Below are 16,892 nucleotides of genomic sequence, written 5' to 3'. Positions count from 1 at the left end.
GTCACCATCGAGATGCGGCACGCGCCCTTCTTCGGCTGGATCCAGGACTTGTCGGATCGCGACCCGACGCTGATCTGGAACCTGTTCGGCGCCATTCCCTGGGAGGTGGCCTCGACGCCGCTGCTCGGCGGCCTGCTGGCCGGCCCGCTCGGCATCGGCGCCTGGGCGACCCTCTACGGCTTCACCATGTGGCTGACCACGGCCATGAACCCGCCGGCGCCCGACCCCATCCAGCAGCGGATGTTCCAGCTGATGCCGCTGATCTTCACCTTCATCATGGCGCCGTTCGCGGTCGGCCTGCTGATCTACTGGACCTGGAGCAACGTGCTCTCGATCCTGCAGCAATACGTGATCATGCGCCGCTTCAAGGTGGACAACCCGATCGACCAGCTGCTCGGCAAGCTGACCGGCAGATCCAGGGCCGTGGGGTGAGCGCCGACCCGGCCTTCACCGAAGAGGAGCTGGAGGCCGCCCGCGTCCTCTTCGCCCGGCCGGCGCTCTTCGCCCTGGGCGTCGTGCAGATCGAGGGCCTGCCGCCGCCCGACCTGCCCGAGGTGGCCTTCGCCGGCCGCTCCAATGTCGGCAAGTCGAGCCTGATCAACGCCCTGACCGGCCGCAAGGACCTGGCGCGGGCCTCCAACGCGCCGGGGCGGACGCGTGAGGTCAATATCTTCGTGCTGGACGAGAAGGTGCGCCTCGTCGACCTGCCGGGCTACGGGTGGGCCAAGGCCTCCAGAGCCGAGGTGAAGAAGTTCCAGAACCTCGGCCGCTCCTACCTGCGCGGCCGACCGAACCTCAAGCGGGCCTACCTGCTGATCGACGCCCGGCACGGGCTCAAGGCGGTGGACGCCGAGGCCCTCGACGCCCTCGACCAGGCCGCGGTTTCCTATCAGATCGTCCTGACCAAGGCCGACAAGATCAAGCCGGCCGAACTGGAGGCGGTGCGCGCCAAGACCCTCGCCGCCATCGCCAAGCGCCCAGCCGCCTTCCCCCGCGTCGCCGCCACCTCCTCCGAGAAGGGGACCGGCCTCGCCGAACTCCGCGCCGAGATCGTCGCGGCCTGCGGGTTGGAGTTCGCGCCCTAGCTCCGCGCGCCTGGCCCAGGCCGGCTCTGCACGTCCCGGGGCCCTACCGGCTCCCCGCATTCCGAACAGGCCAGCACCGCGTGGAAATCGCAGCCGCAGGCCTTGTGCCGGTTGAGGACCGGCGGGCCGGCCTCGCCGGCGTAGTGGCGGTCGCCCCAGCCGACGATGGCCATCAGCAGAGGATGCAGCTCCAGCCCCTTGGGCGTCAGGCGGTACTCGTAGCGGACCGGACGCTCCTGATAGGCCTCACGCCGTAACACGCCCTCGTCGGTCAAGAGCTTCAGCCGGTCGGCGATGATGGTGCGCGAGATGCCGAGCCGCGCCTGGAAGGCCTCGAACCTGCGCACGCCGAGGAAGCAGTCGCGCAGGATCAGCAGCGTCCAGCGGTCGCCGATCACCGCCACCGTTCGGGCGACGGAGCAGGCCTCGTCCGGCAGCTCGTCCCATTTCATCGCGCCGCTCGGCTCCGCGGTTGACTCGCCTGCCGATCAGGTAGCACAGTCCGTCCAGAAAATAAACGGACTGGATGATCATGGCTCAGCAAGGCGCCTGTCTGGTGGTCGGGGCCGGCGACGGCGTGGGCGGCGCCATCGCCAGGGCCTTCGCCCGCGAGGGGCTGATCGCCTGCATCACCCGCAGGGAGCGCAACCTCGACCAGCTTGAGGCGCTGGCCGGCAAGATCCGCGATGAAGGCGGCGAGGCGCGCGCCTTCGGGGTCGACGCTCGGGACGAGGCAGCGATGGTCGCGCTGGTCGACCGGATCGAGTCCGAGGTCGCGCCGCTGGAAGTGGTGGTGTTCAACATTGGCGCGAACGTGCGCTTCGATGCTCTGGAGACGACGACCCGCGTCTACACCAAGGTCTGGGAGATGGCCGCCTTCTCCGGGTTCCTGGCGGCGCGAGAGGCGGCCCGGGTGATGCTCCCAAGAGGCCGCGGCACCATCCTGTTCACCGGCGCCACCGCCAGCGTCCGGGGCCGGCAAGGCCTCTCGGCCTTCGCCTCGGCGAAGCACGCATTGCGCGCCACCGCCCAGAGCTTCGCACGCGAACTCGGCCCCCAGGGGATCCACGTGGCCCACGTGGTGATCGACGGCGCCATCGACGGGGTTTTCACCCGCACCAACCGCGGCGATCAGGTCGAGGACCTGCTGGCGAGAGACGCCATCCTCAAGCCCGACGAGATCGCCGCAAACTACGTCTGGCTGCACAAGCAGCAACGCTCGGCCTGGACCCACGAGATGGACCTGCGCCCCTGGTCCGAGCCCTGGTGAGGAGGAGCCCCCATGCCCGCGACCATCGACTTCCTGTTCGATTTCGGCAGCCCCAACGGCTACCTGGCCTGGAAGGTGCTGCCGAAGATCGCCGAGCGCACCGGTGCCAAGATCAACATCGTCCCCGTCCTGCTGGGCGGCCTCTTCAAGCTGACGAACAACCGCTCGCCGGTGGAGGCGTTCGCCGGCGTGAAGAACAAGCTCGCCTACGAGGGGCTGGAGACCCGCCGGTTCGTCCAGAAGCACGGCCTCACCGCCTACCGCTCCAACCCCCACTTCCCGGTCAACACCCTGCTGATCATGCGCGGCCTCGTCGCCGCCCGCGGCATGGGCGTCGGCGACCGCTACCTGGAGACCGTGGTCTCGGCCATGTGGGAGCAGGGGCTGAAGATGGACGACCCCGCCGTGGTCCGTGACGTGCTCACGAAGGGGGGCCTCGACGCCGACGCAATCCTCGCCGCCACCCAGGATCCGGAGGTCAAGGCCGAGCTGATGGCCAGCACCGAGGCCGCCGCCGCCCGCGGCGCCTTCGGCATCCCGACCTTTTTCGTCGGCGAGGAGATGTTCTTCGGCAAGGACCGGCTGGACCAGGTGGAAGAGGCGGCGCGGGAGAGCGTCCCGGCGTAAGATCTCCGCCAACCCACTCCGTCATCCGGAAGAGCCGCGAAGCGGACTCATCCGGGCCCCAGGCTCCGCGCGCTGGGTCCCGGCTCTTCGCTTCGCTTCGGCCGGGATGACGACCTAAGTCGTATCGACAGCCCCGCCTGCGTTCGCTATCGGGACGCTCCGATGCGCCGGAGCCTTTCGTGACCGACACCTCCGAACAGCAGGGTTGGGCCACCGCCAAGACTCTGGCGGAAGCCCTGCCCTACATTCAGCACTACGACCGCGAGACCGTGGTCATCAAATACGGCGGCCACGCTATGGGCGAGGAGTCGGTGGCCAAGCTGTTCGCGGCCGACTCGGTGCTGTTGAAGATGCTGGGCCTGCACCCGGTCGTGGTGCACGGCGGCGGGCCGCAGATCTCGGCCATGCTGAAGCGGGCGGGCGTGGAGTCGACCTTCGTCGAGGGCCTGCGGGTCACCGACGCGGCCACCATGGAGGTCGCCGAGATGGTCCTGTCGGGGGCCATCAACAAGGAGATCGCCAACTGGATCACCCTGGCCGGCGCAGAAGCCGACGTACGCGGCGTGGGCCTCTCCGGCAAGGATGCCCGGCTGATCACCGTCGAGAAGGCCCGCAAGACCCGGAAGAACCCCGACACCGGCGCCGAGGAGGAGATCGACCTCGGCTTCGTGGGCGAGCCGACCCGGATCGATCCGCAGATGATCCTCAACCTGATCCACGCTGATCACGACTACATCCCGGTGGTGGCGCCGATCGGGGTCTCGAAAGAGGGCCAGACCTACAACATCAACGCCGACACCGTGGCCGGCGCCCTGGCCGGGGCGCTGCGGGCCAAGCGCATGCTGCTGCTGACCGACGTGCCGGGCGTGCTGGACAAGAACGGGGAGCTGATGCGCCAGCTGCGCGTCGACGAGGCCCGCGAGGCGATCACCTCGGGCGTCGCCACCGGCGGCATGATCCCCAAGCTGGAGACCGCCATCGCCGCCGTCGAGGCCGGCGTGGAGGCCGTGGTCATCCTGGACGGGCGCCGGCCCCACGCCATGCTGGTCGAGCTGTTCACCGAGCACGGCGCGGGCACCCTGGTTCGCGCATGAGCGCGGACCTTTCCCACGTCGACACCTGGCTGTTCGACCTCGACAACACCCTCTATCCGGCCTCCACCGGGTTCATGAGCGAGATCGAGGGGCGGATGACCGCCTATGTGCAGAAAGTCACCGGCCTGCCGCCGGACGAGGCCTATGCGCTGCAGAAGAAGTACTTGGCCGAGCACGGCCTGACCCTGCGCGGGCTGATGGAGAACCACGGGGTTGATCCGGACGAGTTCCACGCCCTGTTCCACGACCTTTCGCTGGAGGCGCTAGCGCACGACCCGGACCTGGTGCTGGCCCTCGCCCGCCTGCCCGGCCGGCGGCTGATCTTCACCAACGCCGACGACATCCACGCCGAACGGGTGCTGGAGCGGCTGGGACTGCGCGACCTGTTCGAGGACGTCTTCCACATCGCCACCTTCGACTACACGCCCAAGCCCAGCCCCGCGCCCTTCCAGCGCATGGCCGAAAGCCATGGCGTCGAGCCGCGCACGACCGCCTTCTTCGAGGACTCCGAGCGCAACCTGGCGCCGGCGGCCGAGCTCGGCATGACCACCGTCCTGGTGGGCCCGCACGCGCTCGCCTCGACCGCCCCCTTCGTCCACCACCGCACCGAAGACCTCGCGCCGTTCCTGACGGCGGCGAAGCTTATGGAGGCCGCCCGATGACCACCGACCTGCAACGCGCTGTCGAAGCCGCCTGGGAGCAGCGCGACACCGTCACCACCGGAACTAAGGGCGCCGTCCGCGACGCCGTGGAGGTCACCCTGGAGCGACTGGATGCGGGCGACCTGCGGGTGGCCGAGAACCAGGGCGGCCAGTGGGTCGTCAATCAGTGGGTCAAGCAGGCCATCCTGTTGTCCTTCCGGCTGAACCCGAACCGGCTGACCGAGGCGCCCACGCCCGGCCCCTTCTGGGACAAGGTGCCCGGCAAGTTCGAAGGCTGGACGCCCGAGCGATTCGAGGCCGCCGGCTTCCGCGCCGTGCCCGGCTGCGTGGTCCGCAAAGGCGCCTTCATCGGCCGCAACGTCGTGCTGATGCCGTCCTTCGTGAACATCGGCGCCTACGTCGATGAAGGCACCATGGTCGACACCTGGGCCACCGTCGGCTCCTGCGCCCAGATCGGGAAAAACTGCCACATCTCCGGCGGGGCCGGCATCGGCGGCGTCCTGGAGCCCCTGCAGGCCAACCCCACCATCATTGAGGACGACTGCTTCATCGGCGCCCGCTCGGAAGTGGCCGAAGGCGTCATCGTGCGCCGCGGCAGCGTGCTGTCCATGGGCGTCTACGTCACCGCCACGACGCCGATCATCGACCGCAAGACCGGCCAAACCTGGACCGGCGAGATACCGCCCTACTCGGTGGTGATGTCCGGCTCACGGCCCTCGCCGCACGAAGGGCTGCCGTCCACCTACTGCGTTGTGATCATGAAGACCGTCGACGAACGCACGCGGTCCAAGACCAGCATCAACGAGCTACTGCGAGAATAGGTTAACGTTAGTGTTCTCCGGTCGAAACCAACGATCTTCCACCGGGAATATAGTTAACCGGCGCACCTCGCCATAATCTGAACAATAACCAACGGAATCTTGGAAGCTGAGGTCCGTTGGCATGCGCGCGTCTTCGAAGGCATGGCCACGGGCCGAGTGGTTAATACTTCGTTAAGCCTTTGAGGGGCGCGCATGTTGATGACGGATCCTCACGACCTCTCCGGCGGCGCGAACCGCAAGGCCGAGACGCCGTCGGAACCGGCGAGCTGGAACGAGCGGCAGGCCGCCGATCCGGCCCTCGCCGCCCGGTTCCTCTACCGCTGGGCCGGCCAGTTCTCGGCGGCCCTGGTGCGCATTCGCGGCCGCTTCGACGGCGACCTCGACCAATACCTGCTCTACCTCGTCTTCGTGCTGCAGGAGATCTCCAGCAGCGGAAACGTCGCCGGCCGCACCCGCGGCCTCAACGCCCTGAGCCTGTCCGAGATCACCCAGATTCCCCGCGAGACCGCCCGTCGCAAGCTGCTGAGCCTGGCCCGCGCCGGCTATCTGCGGCGCGACGAGGAAGGCCTCTACTACCTCGGCGACGCCTACGGCGTGGACGAGGTGCTCAACGAACTGAAGCCCCTCTGGGACATCGTCAAACAGGAGCGGTGAGTCCTGCGACTGTTTAGGTGTCCCGTCGACAGCCTCGGGCCTGCTCAGCGCGACATCTCAACCTGTCACGCACGCAGCCCCTGGCGACAGGTTAAGTCGTCTCGCGGAGCTGTGGCGTCGCCGGCACTGGCGCGCCCTAACCAGTCACACGTGAAGAATGGGGGGATTGCGGCGCCGTGAGCGACGCTTACGCGACAGCCCACCGCCACAGATCGCGGACGGCCCGGGCCTGGGCCTCGGCGTCCTCGCTGGCGGGCTGGGGCAGGCGGGCGTAGGCCAGGCACGCGGCGAGGCTCGGAGCCTCGCCGCGGCCGCCCACTTCATCCCGGCCGACCCTCTTCTCGAAGGAACTTGCGGCGCACTGCAGCCCGGCGGCGGCGCCGCGCGCACGCTCGGGCAGCAGGCCGCCCTGCAACCTTTTGTGGAAGCCGATCAGCCGCGCCCCGGCGCAGATCTGCGTCGCCATACGCTCGAAGGCCTCAGGCGATAGCGGCTCGGCGCCGACTTCCGTCGGCGCCGAGCCGATGAGCGCCACCGGACTGGGGGCATGGGTATAGGCGCTCATCACGACTTCGCCGCGGCTGTCGACGAAGGCGTACTGCAGGACGTGATAACCACTACTCGACACGCCCACAGACCGTACAGCGAAGTAGACTTCGCCGAATTCAGACACCCTACGCAAAGCGACCGGTCGAAAGCTTCTTGTTTCACCAAGCCCCTCATGACGCGATCCGCGCATCAGAGGAATTGTGGCGCCTTTATGACCGTATCCACCGAAAAAGGAGAGCAACGCTTACTTCTTTCAGCAGGAGATCTACTTCAACCATCATGCCGCACGCCCACGCTCGCCTATAGGGCGAAGCTCCCCAAAATGAGGCTGGGGTTAAGCTTGCTGAAGATGGCGGCACGGCCTGCCGCGGGGCCGTGGCCGAGCGCCGTTGGGGGCTCCTGCGGCCGCCAGGCGATTTCACGGATTGGTTGATCCGTCCGGCTATTCCTGCGGGGGATAAGGCGTGCCGTCCCGGTGATAGTAGTCGTGGGCGCCGAGCGGGATGACCATGTCGATATCGGGATAGTCTACCGCGTCCACGCCGTCCTCGGTGCGTGTCCCGACCTCCAGCAGCCGCGCCGGCCGGTCGGACCGGTTGATCAGGTGGTGCCCGTCCGCGTCGCCCGCCTTGAACCCGGCGCACTCGCCGGGCCGCAACACCTCCTCGCCGGCGTCCGTCACCAGCACGACCTCGCCCTCGAGCACATAGACGAACTCGTCCTCGGCGGTGTGCCAGTGCCGCTGCGACGACCAGGCGCCCGGCTCCAGGGTCAGCAGGTTGACGCCGAAGTGAGAGAGGCCCGCGGCGTTGCCCAGCGCCCGGCGGCCGCGGCCGCGGCAGGGCTCGTCGAACGGTGCGGGGTAGGCGCTGCCCCGGCGTTCGGGCAGGGACGCAACGTCGATCTTCTTCATGGGGGCTTTCCGGTCTAGGAAGCCGAGACCTTAGGAACACCGCCGCCAGGGGCCAAGCTTGATTGACGCCGTCACCCTCACCCGCGAGCTCGTCCGCCGCCCCTCGGTGACGCCGGCCGACGCCGGGGCCATGGACGTCCTGCAGCGCGAGCTGGAGGCGCTGGGCTTCGCCTGCCGACGGATGACGTTCGGCGACATCGAGAACCTCTACGCCCGCTATGGGACTCAGCGGCCCAACCTCTGCTTCGCCGGCCACACCGACGTGGTGCCGGTGGGCGACGCCGGCGCCTGGAGTTCCGGGCCGTTCGAGGCCCAGGTGGTGGACAACGTGCTGGTCGGCCGCGGCGCGGTCGACATGAAGAGCGCGCTGGCCGCCTTCACGGCCGCCGCCGGGACGGCCATCGCGGCGGGCAAGGTCCGCGGCTCCCTCTCGCTGCTGATCACCGGCGACGAGGAGGGCGTGGCGACCCACGGCACCAAGAAGGTGGTCGAGGCCCTTCAGGCCGAGGGCGAGGCGATCGACCACTGCATCGTCGGCGAGCCCACCAGCTCCGAACGGTTCGGCGACATGGTCAAGATCGGCCGCCGGGGCAGCATCAACGTCGACATCCGCGTCGAGGGGATCCAGGGCCACGTGGCCTACCCGCAGCGGGCGGCCAACCCTGTGCCGGTGCTGATCCGGCTGCTGGCGCGGCTGCAGGACAAGGTGCTGGACGAGGGCTACACCGGCTTCCAGCCATCCAACCTCGAGGTGGTGACCATCGATGTCGGCAACACCGCCACCAATGTCATCCCCGCCGCCGCGCGGGCCCGGCTGAACATCCGCTTCAACCCGGCCCATACGGGCGCGAGCCTGGCCGCCTGGATAGAGGGCGAGGCCCGCGCTGTGGCAGAGGGCTTCCGAGGAACCGTGACCGCCACGCCGCAGATCAGCGGCGAGGCCTTCCTCACCGAGCCCGGCCCCTTCACCGACCTGATCTGCGCCGCCGTCCGCGACGTGACCGGCGCCGACCCGGAGCTCTCCACCACCGGCGGCACCTCCGACGCCCGCTTCATCCGCGCGCTATGCCCGGTGGTCGAGCTCGGCCTCGTCGGTAAGACCATGCACGCCGTCGACGAACGCGCCCCCATCGCCGAGATCCGCCAGCTGCAGCAGGTCTACGAGCGGCTGATCGAACGGTACTTCGAGGCGATGTAGGCTTTTTCCCTTCCCTTCAGGGGAGGGACACAGGCTCCTCAGTACTCCACCCCGGTCAGGTACAGCCCGTGCGCCGGCGCGACCGGACCACAGGCCTTGCGGTCGGCAGCGGCGAGGGCGGCGGCGATGCGTTCGGGGGGCCAGCGGCCGGTCCCCACCTCCACCAGCGTGCCGGTCATCGAGCGGACCTGGCGGTGCAGGAAGGAGCGGGAGGCGAACTCCAGCAGCACCTGCTCGCCCTCGCGCCGCACCGAGGCGAGGTCCAGCGTCTTCATCGGGCTCTTGGCCTGGCACTGCAGGTCGCGGAAGGTGGTGAAGTCGTGGTGGCCGACCAGCGCCTGGGCCGCCTGATGCATCCGCTCGGCGTCCAACGGCTTCTTCACGTGCCAGACCCGGCCCTGACCGAGCGCCGGCGGGCTGCGACGGTTGAGGATACGGTAGAGGTAGCGGCGCGTCGTCGCCGAGAAGCGGGCATGCCAGCCTTCGGGCGCCTCGGACGCGTCCAGTACGGCGATCGGCTCGGGGACCAGGTGGGCGTTGAGGGCGTCGCGGACCACGTCCGGCTTCCAGGCCTTCTCCAGATCGATGTGCACCACCTGCCCGGTGGCGTGCACGCCGGTGTCGGTGCGACCGGCCGCCTGCAGCCGCAGGGTCTCGCCGCTGAATCCCTTCACCGCCCGCTCGATGGAGGCCTGGATGGTCGGCAACTCCCCCTGAGCCTGGAAGCCGCGGTAGGGACCGCCGTCGTACTCCAGCGTCAGCCGGTAACGGGGCATCAGGTGAGCCTCGCCCCGACCCTCAGCGGAAAGCCGCGCAGGAAGACCTCGGCGTCCTGCGGCCCCCGCCCCTCGCGCTGCACCTTCAGAAGCCGCACGGCGCCCTCCCCGCAGGCGATGAGCATTTCGTCGTCCAGCACCTCCCCGGGCGCGCCCTCCCCGTCCTCGTAGCGGGACAGCAGCGCCTTGATGCGCACCGGGCCCTTCTCGGTCGGCGCCTCGAACCAGGCGCCGGGGAAGGGCGAGAGGCCGCGGATCTTGCGGTCGACCTCGGCGGCGGGCCGGGTCCACTTCAGACGGGCGGCCTTGGCGCTGATCTTCTTGGCGTAGGTGACGCCCTCGTGGGCTTGGGGCGTCTCGACGGCTTCGCCGCGCTCGATAGCGGCCAGGGTCTCCACCAAGAGCTGGGCCCCGGCCTCGGCGAGGCGGTCGTGCAGGGTCCCGGCGGTGTCCAGCGGGCCGATGCGGACGGTGGCGGTGGACAGCACGGACCCCTCGTCCAGCCCCTCGGTCATTCGCATGACCTGCACCCCGGTGAGCGGATCGCCGGCCATGATCGCCCGTTGGATCGGAGCCGCGCCTCGCCACCTGGGGAGCAGCGAGGCGTGGACGTTGAAGCAGCCCAGGCGCGGCGCCTCCAGGATCTCCCGCGTCAGGATTTGGCCGAAGGCGACGACCACCGCCGCGTCCAGGCCGAGCCCCCGAAACGCCTCGATCTCGGCCGCATCGCGCAGCGAGGCGGGCGTCCGGACGGAAAGCCCCCGCTCCTCGGCGAAGGCGTGCACCGGCGAGGGCCGCAACGCCTGGCCGCGGCCGCGCGGGGCCGGCGGCTGGGAGTAGACGGCGGCGACCTCATGCCCGGCCTCGATCACCGCCTCGAGGGCGCGGGCGGCGAAGTCGGGGGTTCCGAGGAAGGCGAGGCGCATCACGGCAGCCTTTAGCCCGCGGGAGCCGGCGGCGGGAAGGGCGGGAACCTGCGGCCAAGCGTGGCCGTTGGATGGCCGAAAGGAGTTTCCCCATGCGCACCCTGCTGATCGCCTCCGCCGCCGCCCTGGCGCTCGCCGCCGCCGGCTGCACCGAAACCCAGCGCGAGGACGCTGGCGAGGAGGCCAAGGAGGCCACCGACGCCGCCGGCTCGGAGCTGAAGGAAGCGGTGGAGAAGGTCGACATCGAAGCGACCGCCGAGAAGACCAAGGAAGTCGCCTCCGACGTCGGCAGTGCGGTCAAAGACGCCGCCGGCGACGTGAAGGAAGGGGTCGACCGGGCCGGCGCCGAAACCAGGGATGAGGCGGGAGACGCCAGGAGGGCGGGGGACAACGCCGCGTCGGACGCGCGGAACTGAGGTAGAGAGCGGGCGCTAAGCCGCCTTCTGCTTCTTGACCTTCTTGATCGCCTGCTCGCGCTTCAGGCGCGACAGGTGGTCGATGAAGAGAACGCCTTCCAGGTGGTCCATCTCGTGCTGGACGCAGACGGCGTAGAGGCCCTCGGCGTCCTCCTCCACCTGCTCGCCCTGATAGTTGAGGTAGCGCAGCTTCACCCGGGCGGGCCGCTCGACCTCGTCGTAGTATTCGGGGATCGACAGGCAGCCCTCTTCGTAGGGCTGGGTCTCTTCCGAGGCCCAGACGATCTCCGGATTGACGAAGTAGCGGGGCTGGGCCTCCTCGCCCTCGCGGGCCAGGTCCATGACGATCACCCGCTTGGGCACGCCGACCTGGATCGCGGCCAGGCCGATGCCGGGCGCGGCGTACATGGTCTCCAGCATGTCGTCCATCAGCGCCCGCAGTTCGTCGTCGACGGCCTCCACAGGCTGCGACTTCAGCTTCAGGCGCGGGTCGGGGACGGTGATGATTTCGCGGATCGCCATGGCTGGCAGGTAGGTTAGCCGCCCTCTTCCGTCAAGGCGGGCGCGGGTTTGGAATCCGTCCCGATCACCTGCGAAAGCAAGCTCTTGCCGCGGGCCTCGAGCTCGCGCGGGGCGACCTCCAGCTCCACCGGATCGGGAATCTTCTTGGCCTGGTGGTCGGCGGCCAGCTGCTCGAACTTGCGCGCCTGGGGCAGCACCCGGTCTTTCAGCGAGCCGACGAATGCGTTGTACTTTCCCACCGCCCGGCCGAGGCTGGTCCCCAGGTCGTCGATGTGACCGGCCATCACCGAGATGCGGCTGTAGAGGTCCTGGCCGAGCTTGGCGATCTCTTGTGCGTTGGCGGCCTGCTCCTCCACCCGCCAGCCATAGACCACCGCCTTGCAGAGGGCGAACAGGGTGGTGGGGGTCACCACCAGCACCCGCCGGTCCATGGCCTCGGTGAGAAGCTCGGGGTTCTTGTCCAGCGCCGCCGCGAGGATGGCGTCGGAGGGCACGAACATCGCCACGAAGTCCGGCGAGGCGTCGAACTGGTTCCAATAGGCCTTGGCCGAGAGCCCCTGGATGTGGGTGCGCACGCTCTGCACGTGGCGCATGAGGCAGCCGTCCCGCACCGCCTCGTCGGTGGCGTCGAACGCCTCGAGGTAAGCGTTGCAGGAGACCTTGGCGTCGATCACGAACACCGCCCCGCCGGGCAGCCGCACGGTCACGTCCGGACGCCGGCGGCCTTCCTCGGTATCGGTGGAGGTCTGTTCGTGGAAGTCGAAGTGGTGGGTCAGTCCCGCCGCCTCGAGCACGTTGCGCAGCGCCTGCTCGCCCCAGCGGCCCTGCACCCCGGCCCCCCGTCGCAGGGCGGCGGAAAGCTTGCGCGCCTCGTCCTGGGTGGCGGTGGAGGCGGCCAGCATCTGGGCGATCTGCTCCTTCAGCCCGCCGGTCTCCTCGGCGCGGGCCTTCTCGACCGCGGTGACCTGTTCCTGGAACTTGGCCAGCGTCTCGGCGACGGGCTTCAGCTGCGCCTCCAGGCGCGCCTGGGCCAGCTGCTCGCGGTTGCGGAAGGTCTCCTCGGTCTGCTTGACCAGCGCCTCGGCGACGGCGGTGGCCGACTGGGCGGCCTGGGCCTTCAGCACCTCGGCCTGCATCGCCGACTGGCCCTCCAGCGCCTTGAGCTGCGCCTCGGCTTGCAAGGCCCGCGACTTCATCTCCCAGGCGGCGCCCTCGGCCGCGGCCGCGCGGCGGCGCTCGCTAAGGGCCCAGGCGATGGCGGCGACGGCGACCAGCGCCAGGGCGATCAGGATGACGAGCATGGCGGCGTTCATGCTCCGTTCCATACGCGGAGTCGCGCAAGACCGCCAGCCGGCGTGTCGTCGCTAGGCCGGCCGGCGCGCCCGCATCGCCTGGGCGATGGTGCCGTCGTCGAGCCAGTCGAGCTCGCCGCCGACTGGAACTCCCCGGGCCAGCATGGTGACCGACACGCCCGTGCCGGCCAGCCGTTCGGCGAGGTAATGGGCGGTGGTCTGGCCATCAACCGTGGCCGGCAGCGCCAGGATCACCTCGCGCACACCCTCCTCCGCCGCCCGGTTGACCAGCGGCCCGATCCGCAGCGCCTCGGGGCCGACGCCGTCGAGCGCCGACAGTAGCCCGCCGAGCACGTGATAGCGGCCGCGGAAGGCGCTCGCGCGCTCCATGGCCCACAGCGCCCCGACCTCCTCGACGACGCAGATCAGGCTGGCGTCCCGCTCGCGGTCGGCGCAGACGGCGCAGGGATCCTGGGTGTCCAGAGAGCCGCAGAGGCTGCAGGTCTTCACCCGCGCCGCGGCGTCAGCAAGCGCTTCCGAGAGCGGGTTCAGCAGCTGATCGCGCCGCTTCAGCAGGGCCAGCGCCGCGCGACGGGCCGAGCGCGGCCCCAGCCCCGGCAGCTTGGCCAGCAGCGAAATCAGCCGTTCGATCTCGGGTCCTGCAGACGCGGCCAAGGTCTCTCCGATGCGGTCAGCTCAGGCCTGTCGAGCACATGGGAGCGGCCCCTGTCGAGGGCTAGAGCACGAAGTCGCCGGCGCTGAGCGGCGGCGCGCCGGAAACCGCGATCTCCAGGTCCGCCACGCCGTCGCCGTTCATGTCGCCCTGGACGATCCCGCCGGCGTAGCGCAGCTGGCCCGCCACGCCGCCGAAGGCGTCCGCGCCGATGAAGGCGAAAGCCTGGTTCCCCGAAACCGTCGCGTTGGCGTCGATCCCCGCCACGTTGATCCGGTCGCCTGAGGTGAAGTCCAAGACGGTGTCGCGCCCCGCGCCGGGCGCCGAGACCCCAGCCGCAAACTGGAAGACGTCCGCCCCGGCCCCGCCGATCAGCACGTCGGCGCCGGCTCCAGCGACCAGGGTGTCGGCGCCGGCCTCGCCGTCCATCCGGTCATCGCCCGCGAAACCGTCGAGCCAGTCGGAGTCGTCGCCGCCCAGCAGGGTGTCGTTCCCGTCCATGCCGCCGAGGTTGTCGTTCCCCGCGCCGCCGCTCAGCAGGTTGTCGCCGGTGTTGCCGGTCAGGTCGTTGGCGCCTGTATTCCCGTAGCCGCCGATGTGGCCGCCGCCCTGCAGCACCAGACGCTCGACGCCCTCGGCCAGGGTGTAGGCGATGTGGCTGCGGACCTCGTCGTTGCCCTGGCCGGCGGCCTCGATGACATCGTCGCCGGCGCTGTCCACCACATAGGTGTCGTCCCCGGCGCCGCCGGCCATGATGTCCGCCCCGGCGCCGCCGTTGAGGTTGTCGCGTCCGTCGCCGCCGAGCATCGAATCGTCGCCGTTCCCGCCGGAGAGCGCGTCGTTGCCGGCGCCGCCGTCCAGCGTGTCGGCGCCGTCTGCGCCCCGAAGATTGTCGTTGCCGTCCAGGCCGGTCAGCAGGTTGGCGGCGGCGTTGCCGAGAATCCCGTTGGCGCCGTTGTTGCCGGTTCCGCTCAGGCCGGCCGCGCCCGTGAGGTAGAGCTCTTCGATCCCGTCGGCGAGGGTCCAGTCCACCGAGGCCACGGCGATGTCGTAGCCGCCTTCCTCGGCGGCCAGGTCGCCGGTGTCGTCGATGACGTACCAGTCATTGCCCAGCCAGCCCGCCAGGGAGTCGGCGCCTGCGCCGCCCATGAGCGAGTCGTTGCCGGCCCCGCCTGCGAGGGTGTCGGCGCCGTCGTCGCCCTCGACGGTATCGTGCCCGTCGCCGCCCAGCAGCCAGTCGGCCCCCAGGCCGCCGTCCAGTACGTCGCCGCCCAGACCGCCGCTGAGGGTGTCGTCACCCCCGCCGCCGGCCAGGGTGTCGTTCGCGCCGGCCCCGTCGAGGCTGTTGTTCCCGCCGTTGCCGAAGATCAGGTTGGAGGCCGCGTTGCCGGTCCCGGAGATGTCGCCTCCGCCCGTGAGGCTAAGGGTCTCCAGTTCCGCGGCCAGGGTGTAGCTGGCCGAGCTCATCACCGTGTCCGAGCCGCCGCCGACCGCCTCGATCACCACGTCGCCAGTCTCGTCCACCAGGAAGATGTCGTCGCCGGCCCCGCCGTCGAGGGTGTCGGCGCCGGTCCCGCCGTCGATGGTGTCGTGGCCGTCGCCGCCCAGGAGGCTGTCCGCGCCCGCCGCGCCGCCGACGCTGTCCGCCCCCGTCCCGCCCGCCAGGGTCTCGCCGCCGGCCCAGCCGGTGATGGTGTCATCGCCGCCGGCCCCGTCGACCAGGCTGACGTTGACGAGCGTCACCCCGGTCAGGTCGAAGACCGCGCCGGCGTCCTCGCCCAGGATCGTCACCGCGCCCGCGCCGACGATGGACTCGATGCCGGAGAGCGAGGCGATCCCGATCACCGTGCCGGCGGAGGCCCCGTAGAGGGTGTCCGAGCCGGCCCCGCCCACCAGGTCGTCAAAGCCGTCGCCGACGCCGGTGACGCTGAACCGGTCGTCGCCGTCGCCGCCGTCGAGGGAATCGTCGCCGGCCCCGCCGATCAGGGTGTCCGCACCGTCCCCGCCCAGGAGGCTGTCGGCGCCGCCCGCCCCGTCCAGCAGGTTGGCGCCCGTGTTGCCGGTGATCTGGTTGGCCTCGGCGTTCCCGCTCCCGTTGATGGCCGAGGTCCCGGTGAGCGTCAGGTTCTCCAGATTGCTGGCCAGCAGGTAGGTCGCCGAGCTCATGACCCGGTCGACGCCGCCGCCGGCCAGTTCGACGATGGCGTCGGTCGCGCTGTCCACCTCGAAGGTGTCGTTCCCGGACCCGCCGGCCAGAGTGTCGACGCCGGCTCCGCCGATCAGACAGTCGGCGCCGTCGCCGCCCTCCAGGACGTCGGCCCCGAACATGCCCGACAGCGTGTCGGCCCCGGCCCCGCCCGCGATGAGGTCGTTGTAGGCGTTGCTGGCGTGGCCCAGCACAGAGTCGTTCCCGCCGCCGCCGTCGATGCGGTCCACGCCGCTTAGCGCCACGGCGCTGAGGTTGAAGACGGTGTCCGCGTCATCGCCGAGCAGCGTCATCGAGCCGACGCCGACGATCGCCTCGATGCCGGCCAGCGAGCTGACGCCGAGGATCGTGCCGGCGCTGGTGGCCGACAACGTGTCGTTCCCCGCGCCCCCGTCGACCAGGTCGAACCCGGAGGAGGAGCCTGAGACGTTGATCTGGTCGTTGCCGGCGCCGCCGTCGAGGGTGTCGCTGCCCATGTCGCCGGAGAGGATGTCGTGCCCGCCGCCGCCGGCCAGGCTGTCGTCGTCCTGCCCGCCGACCAGGGTGTCGGATCCGCCGTCGCCGATCAGGGTGTCGCGGCCGGTGTTGCCGTGCGCGTAGTTGCCGTCGAGCGCGCTGGACGCGCCGAGCAGAACGTAGTCGTCGCCGGCGCCGCCGTGGACGGTGTCCGCGCCCGCGCCGCCGTCGATGCTGTCGTTGCCGTCGCCGCCCTGCAGGAAGTCGCCGCCCGCGCCGCCGTCGATGGTGTCGTTTCCGGCGCCCCCCTGGAGGACATTGGCCGCCGAATTGCCGGTCAGGTCGTCGGCGAACTCCGAGCCGATGAGGTTCTCGACGTTGCTGATGCGGGTCGTGCCGGCGCCGCCCGTGGCCTGGTTGGCGGTGGTCGCCAGGCTAACGGTGACCGCAGCGGCGACGCCGGCGAAGGTGACGGTGTCGGTCCCGGTCCCGCCGTCGAGGGTGTCGTCGCCGGCGCTGTCCTCGATGAGGTCGTCGCCGTCGCCGCCGTCCACCTCGTCGTTACCCGCCCCGCCGGAGAGGCTGTCGTTATTGGCCCCGCCGCGCAGATCGTCCGCGCCGGTCGAGCCGATCAGGGTGTCGTCGCCTTCGGCGGCGTCGATGTACTGGATATTGGTGAGGGTGACGCCCGAGAAGTCCAGTTGCTGGGCGTCCGACGTGCCGGCGATCCGCACGCCGTTGACGCCGGTGGC

At 70.2% G+C, this 16,892-nt stretch carries 19 protein-coding genes; 10 read left to right on the top strand and 9 right to left on the bottom strand.

The window, feature by feature from the left end; genetic code table 11:
• The coding region (locus VHK87_RS12660; RefSeq protein ID WP_329635256.1) for a YidC/Oxa1 family membrane protein insertase at positions 1 to 432 on the top strand (432 nt) is incomplete at its 5' end.
• Positions 429 to 1,085, top strand: coding sequence for a ribosome biogenesis GTP-binding protein YihA/YsxC (yihA, locus tag VHK87_RS12655; protein WP_329635255.1), 657 nt, complete (start codon positions 429 to 431; stop codon positions 1,083 to 1,085). The genes VHK87_RS12660 and yihA, both read left to right, overlap by 4 nt.
• Here the strand turns inward: yihA and VHK87_RS12650 are convergent.
• Positions 1,082 to 1,537, bottom strand: a complete 456-nt coding sequence (locus VHK87_RS12650; protein WP_329635254.1) for a helix-turn-helix domain-containing protein — start codon at positions 1,535 to 1,537, stop codon at positions 1,082 to 1,084. The genes yihA and VHK87_RS12650 overlap by 4 nt on opposite strands.
• 77 nt (positions 1,538 to 1,614) lie before the next feature.
• Between VHK87_RS12650 and VHK87_RS12645 the strand changes: the two genes are divergently transcribed.
• The 6 genes from VHK87_RS12645 (at position 1,615) to VHK87_RS12620 (ending at position 6,213) form a co-directional block, all read left to right on the top strand.
• Positions 1,615 to 2,355, top strand: a complete 741-nt coding sequence (locus VHK87_RS12645; RefSeq protein ID WP_329635257.1) for an SDR family NAD(P)-dependent oxidoreductase — start codon at positions 1,615 to 1,617, stop codon at positions 2,353 to 2,355.
• Positions 2,356 to 2,367: 12 nt separating this feature from the next.
• On the top strand, positions 2,368 to 2,982 hold the full coding sequence (locus VHK87_RS12640) for a 2-hydroxychromene-2-carboxylate isomerase (RefSeq protein ID WP_329635253.1): 615 nt from the start codon (positions 2,368 to 2,370) through the stop codon (positions 2,980 to 2,982).
• A 179-nt stretch (positions 2,983 to 3,161) separates the two neighbouring features.
• Positions 3,162 to 4,076, top strand: coding sequence for an acetylglutamate kinase (argB, locus tag VHK87_RS12635; protein WP_329635252.1), 915 nt, complete (start codon positions 3,162 to 3,164; stop codon positions 4,074 to 4,076).
• Positions 4,073 to 4,738, top strand: coding sequence for a pyrimidine 5'-nucleotidase (locus VHK87_RS12630; protein ID WP_329635251.1), 666 nt, complete (start codon positions 4,073 to 4,075; stop codon positions 4,736 to 4,738). Before argB ends, VHK87_RS12630 begins: the two co-directional genes overlap by 4 nt.
• Positions 4,735 to 5,559, top strand: a complete 825-nt coding sequence (dapD, locus tag VHK87_RS12625; RefSeq protein ID WP_329635250.1) for a 2,3,4,5-tetrahydropyridine-2,6-dicarboxylate N-succinyltransferase — start codon at positions 4,735 to 4,737, stop codon at positions 5,557 to 5,559. Before VHK87_RS12630 ends, dapD begins: the two co-directional genes overlap by 4 nt.
• Before the next feature lie 198 nt (positions 5,560 to 5,757).
• Complete coding sequence (locus VHK87_RS12620; RefSeq protein ID WP_329635249.1) at positions 5,758 to 6,213, top strand: hypothetical protein; 456 nt, start codon at positions 5,758 to 5,760, stop codon at positions 6,211 to 6,213.
• 187 nt (positions 6,214 to 6,400) lie between these two features.
• Here the strand turns inward: VHK87_RS12620 and VHK87_RS12615 are convergent, their stop codons facing one another.
• Together VHK87_RS12615 and VHK87_RS12610 are read right to left on the bottom strand one after the other, a co-directional pair.
• The gene (locus VHK87_RS12615) at positions 6,401 to 6,886 is read right to left on the bottom strand and encodes a hypothetical protein (RefSeq protein ID WP_329635248.1); all 486 of its coding nucleotides are present in this window, start codon (positions 6,884 to 6,886) and stop codon (positions 6,401 to 6,403) included.
• Between the two features lie 318 nt (positions 6,887 to 7,204).
• The gene (locus tag VHK87_RS12610; RefSeq protein ID WP_329635247.1) at positions 7,205 to 7,675 is read right to left on the bottom strand and encodes a cupin domain-containing protein; all 471 of its coding nucleotides are present in this window, start codon (positions 7,673 to 7,675) and stop codon (positions 7,205 to 7,207) included.
• A gap of 58 nt (positions 7,676 to 7,733) precedes the next feature.
• On the opposite strand from VHK87_RS12610, the gene dapE reads away from it, so the two are divergent.
• Complete coding sequence (gene dapE / locus VHK87_RS12605; protein WP_329635246.1) at positions 7,734 to 8,873, top strand: succinyl-diaminopimelate desuccinylase; 1,140 nt, start codon at positions 7,734 to 7,736, stop codon at positions 8,871 to 8,873.
• A 38-nt stretch (positions 8,874 to 8,911) separates the two neighbouring features.
• Here the strand turns inward: dapE and truA are convergent, their stop codons facing one another.
• Both truA and fmt read right to left on the bottom strand, forming a co-directional pair.
• Positions 8,912 to 9,649 (bottom strand): tRNA pseudouridine(38-40) synthase TruA, encoded by a 738-nt coding sequence (truA, locus tag VHK87_RS12600; RefSeq protein WP_329635245.1) that lies wholly within the window; start codon positions 9,647 to 9,649, stop codon positions 8,912 to 8,914.
• Positions 9,649 to 10,575: a methionyl-tRNA formyltransferase gene (fmt, locus tag VHK87_RS12595; protein WP_329635244.1), complete on the bottom strand. Its 927-nt coding sequence runs from the start codon at positions 10,573 to 10,575 to the stop codon at positions 9,649 to 9,651. Before fmt ends, truA begins: the two co-directional genes overlap by 1 nt.
• A gap of 92 nt (positions 10,576 to 10,667) precedes the next feature.
• Here fmt and VHK87_RS12590 point away from each other — a divergent pair, with 92 nt between their 5' ends.
• A complete protein-coding gene (locus tag VHK87_RS12590; RefSeq protein ID WP_329635243.1) occupies positions 10,668 to 10,991 on the top strand; it encodes a hypothetical protein in 324 nt (107 codons plus the stop codon).
• Positions 10,992 to 11,006: 15 nt separating this feature from the next.
• Here the strand turns inward: VHK87_RS12590 and VHK87_RS12585 are convergent, their stop codons facing one another.
• The 4 genes from VHK87_RS12585 to VHK87_RS12570 all read right to left on the bottom strand — a co-directional run.
• Complete coding sequence (locus tag VHK87_RS12585; protein ID WP_329635242.1) at positions 11,007 to 11,513, bottom strand: peptide deformylase; 507 nt, start codon at positions 11,511 to 11,513, stop codon at positions 11,007 to 11,009.
• Between the two features lie 14 nt (positions 11,514 to 11,527).
• Positions 11,528 to 12,826 (bottom strand): DNA recombination protein RmuC, encoded by a 1,299-nt coding sequence (gene rmuC / locus VHK87_RS12580; protein ID WP_329635241.1) that lies wholly within the window; start codon positions 12,824 to 12,826, stop codon positions 11,528 to 11,530.
• A 51-nt stretch (positions 12,827 to 12,877) separates the two neighbouring features.
• A complete protein-coding gene (gene recR / locus VHK87_RS12575; RefSeq protein WP_329635240.1) occupies positions 12,878 to 13,480 on the bottom strand; it encodes a recombination mediator RecR in 603 nt (200 codons plus the stop codon).
• Positions 13,481 to 13,541: 61 nt separating this feature from the next.
• Positions 13,542 to 16,892 (bottom strand): calcium-binding protein (locus VHK87_RS12570; RefSeq protein ID WP_329635239.1); only part of this gene is annotated, 3,351 nt, incomplete at its 5' end.

The organism is Phenylobacterium sp. (assembly GCF_036263695.1).
Classification (GTDB): Bacteria; Pseudomonadota; Alphaproteobacteria; order Caulobacterales; family Caulobacteraceae; genus Phenylobacterium.
Note: the sequence above shows the minus strand (reverse complement) of the source record. Positions and strands in the feature narration are given on the sequence as shown.

Bases quoted from the DNA above. Each gene is read 5' to 3' on its own strand.
- VHK87_RS12620 (WP_329635249.1), top strand. From the start codon at position 5,758: ATGACGGATCCTCACGACCTCTCCGGCGGCGCGAACCGCAAGGCCGAG.
- dapD (WP_329635250.1), top strand. From the start codon at position 4,735: ATGACCACCGACCTGCAACGCGCTGTCGAAGCCGCCTGGGAGCAGCGC.
- VHK87_RS12610 (WP_329635247.1), bottom strand. From the start codon at position 7,675: ATGAAGAAGATCGACGTTGCGTCCCTGCCCGAACGCCGGGGCAGCGCC.
- rmuC (WP_329635241.1), bottom strand. From the start codon at position 12,826: ATGAACGCCGCCATGCTCGTCATCCTGATCGCCCTGGCGCTGGTCGCC.
- VHK87_RS12640 (WP_329635253.1), top strand. From the start codon at position 2,368: ATGCCCGCGACCATCGACTTCCTGTTCGATTTCGGCAGCCCCAACGGC.
- VHK87_RS12590 (WP_329635243.1), top strand. From the start codon at position 10,668: ATGCGCACCCTGCTGATCGCCTCCGCCGCCGCCCTGGCGCTCGCCGCC.
- fmt (WP_329635244.1), bottom strand. From the start codon at position 10,575: ATGCGCCTCGCCTTCCTCGGAACCCCCGACTTCGCCGCCCGCGCCCTC.
- truA (WP_329635245.1), bottom strand. From the start codon at position 9,649: ATGCCCCGTTACCGGCTGACGCTGGAGTACGACGGCGGTCCCTACCGC.
- VHK87_RS12650 (WP_329635254.1), bottom strand. From the start codon at position 1,537: ATGAAATGGGACGAGCTGCCGGACGAGGCCTGCTCCGTCGCCCGAACG.
- VHK87_RS12585 (WP_329635242.1), bottom strand. From the start codon at position 11,513: ATGGCGATCCGCGAAATCATCACCGTCCCCGACCCGCGCCTGAAGCTG.
- VHK87_RS12630 (WP_329635251.1), top strand. From the start codon at position 4,073: ATGAGCGCGGACCTTTCCCACGTCGACACCTGGCTGTTCGACCTCGAC.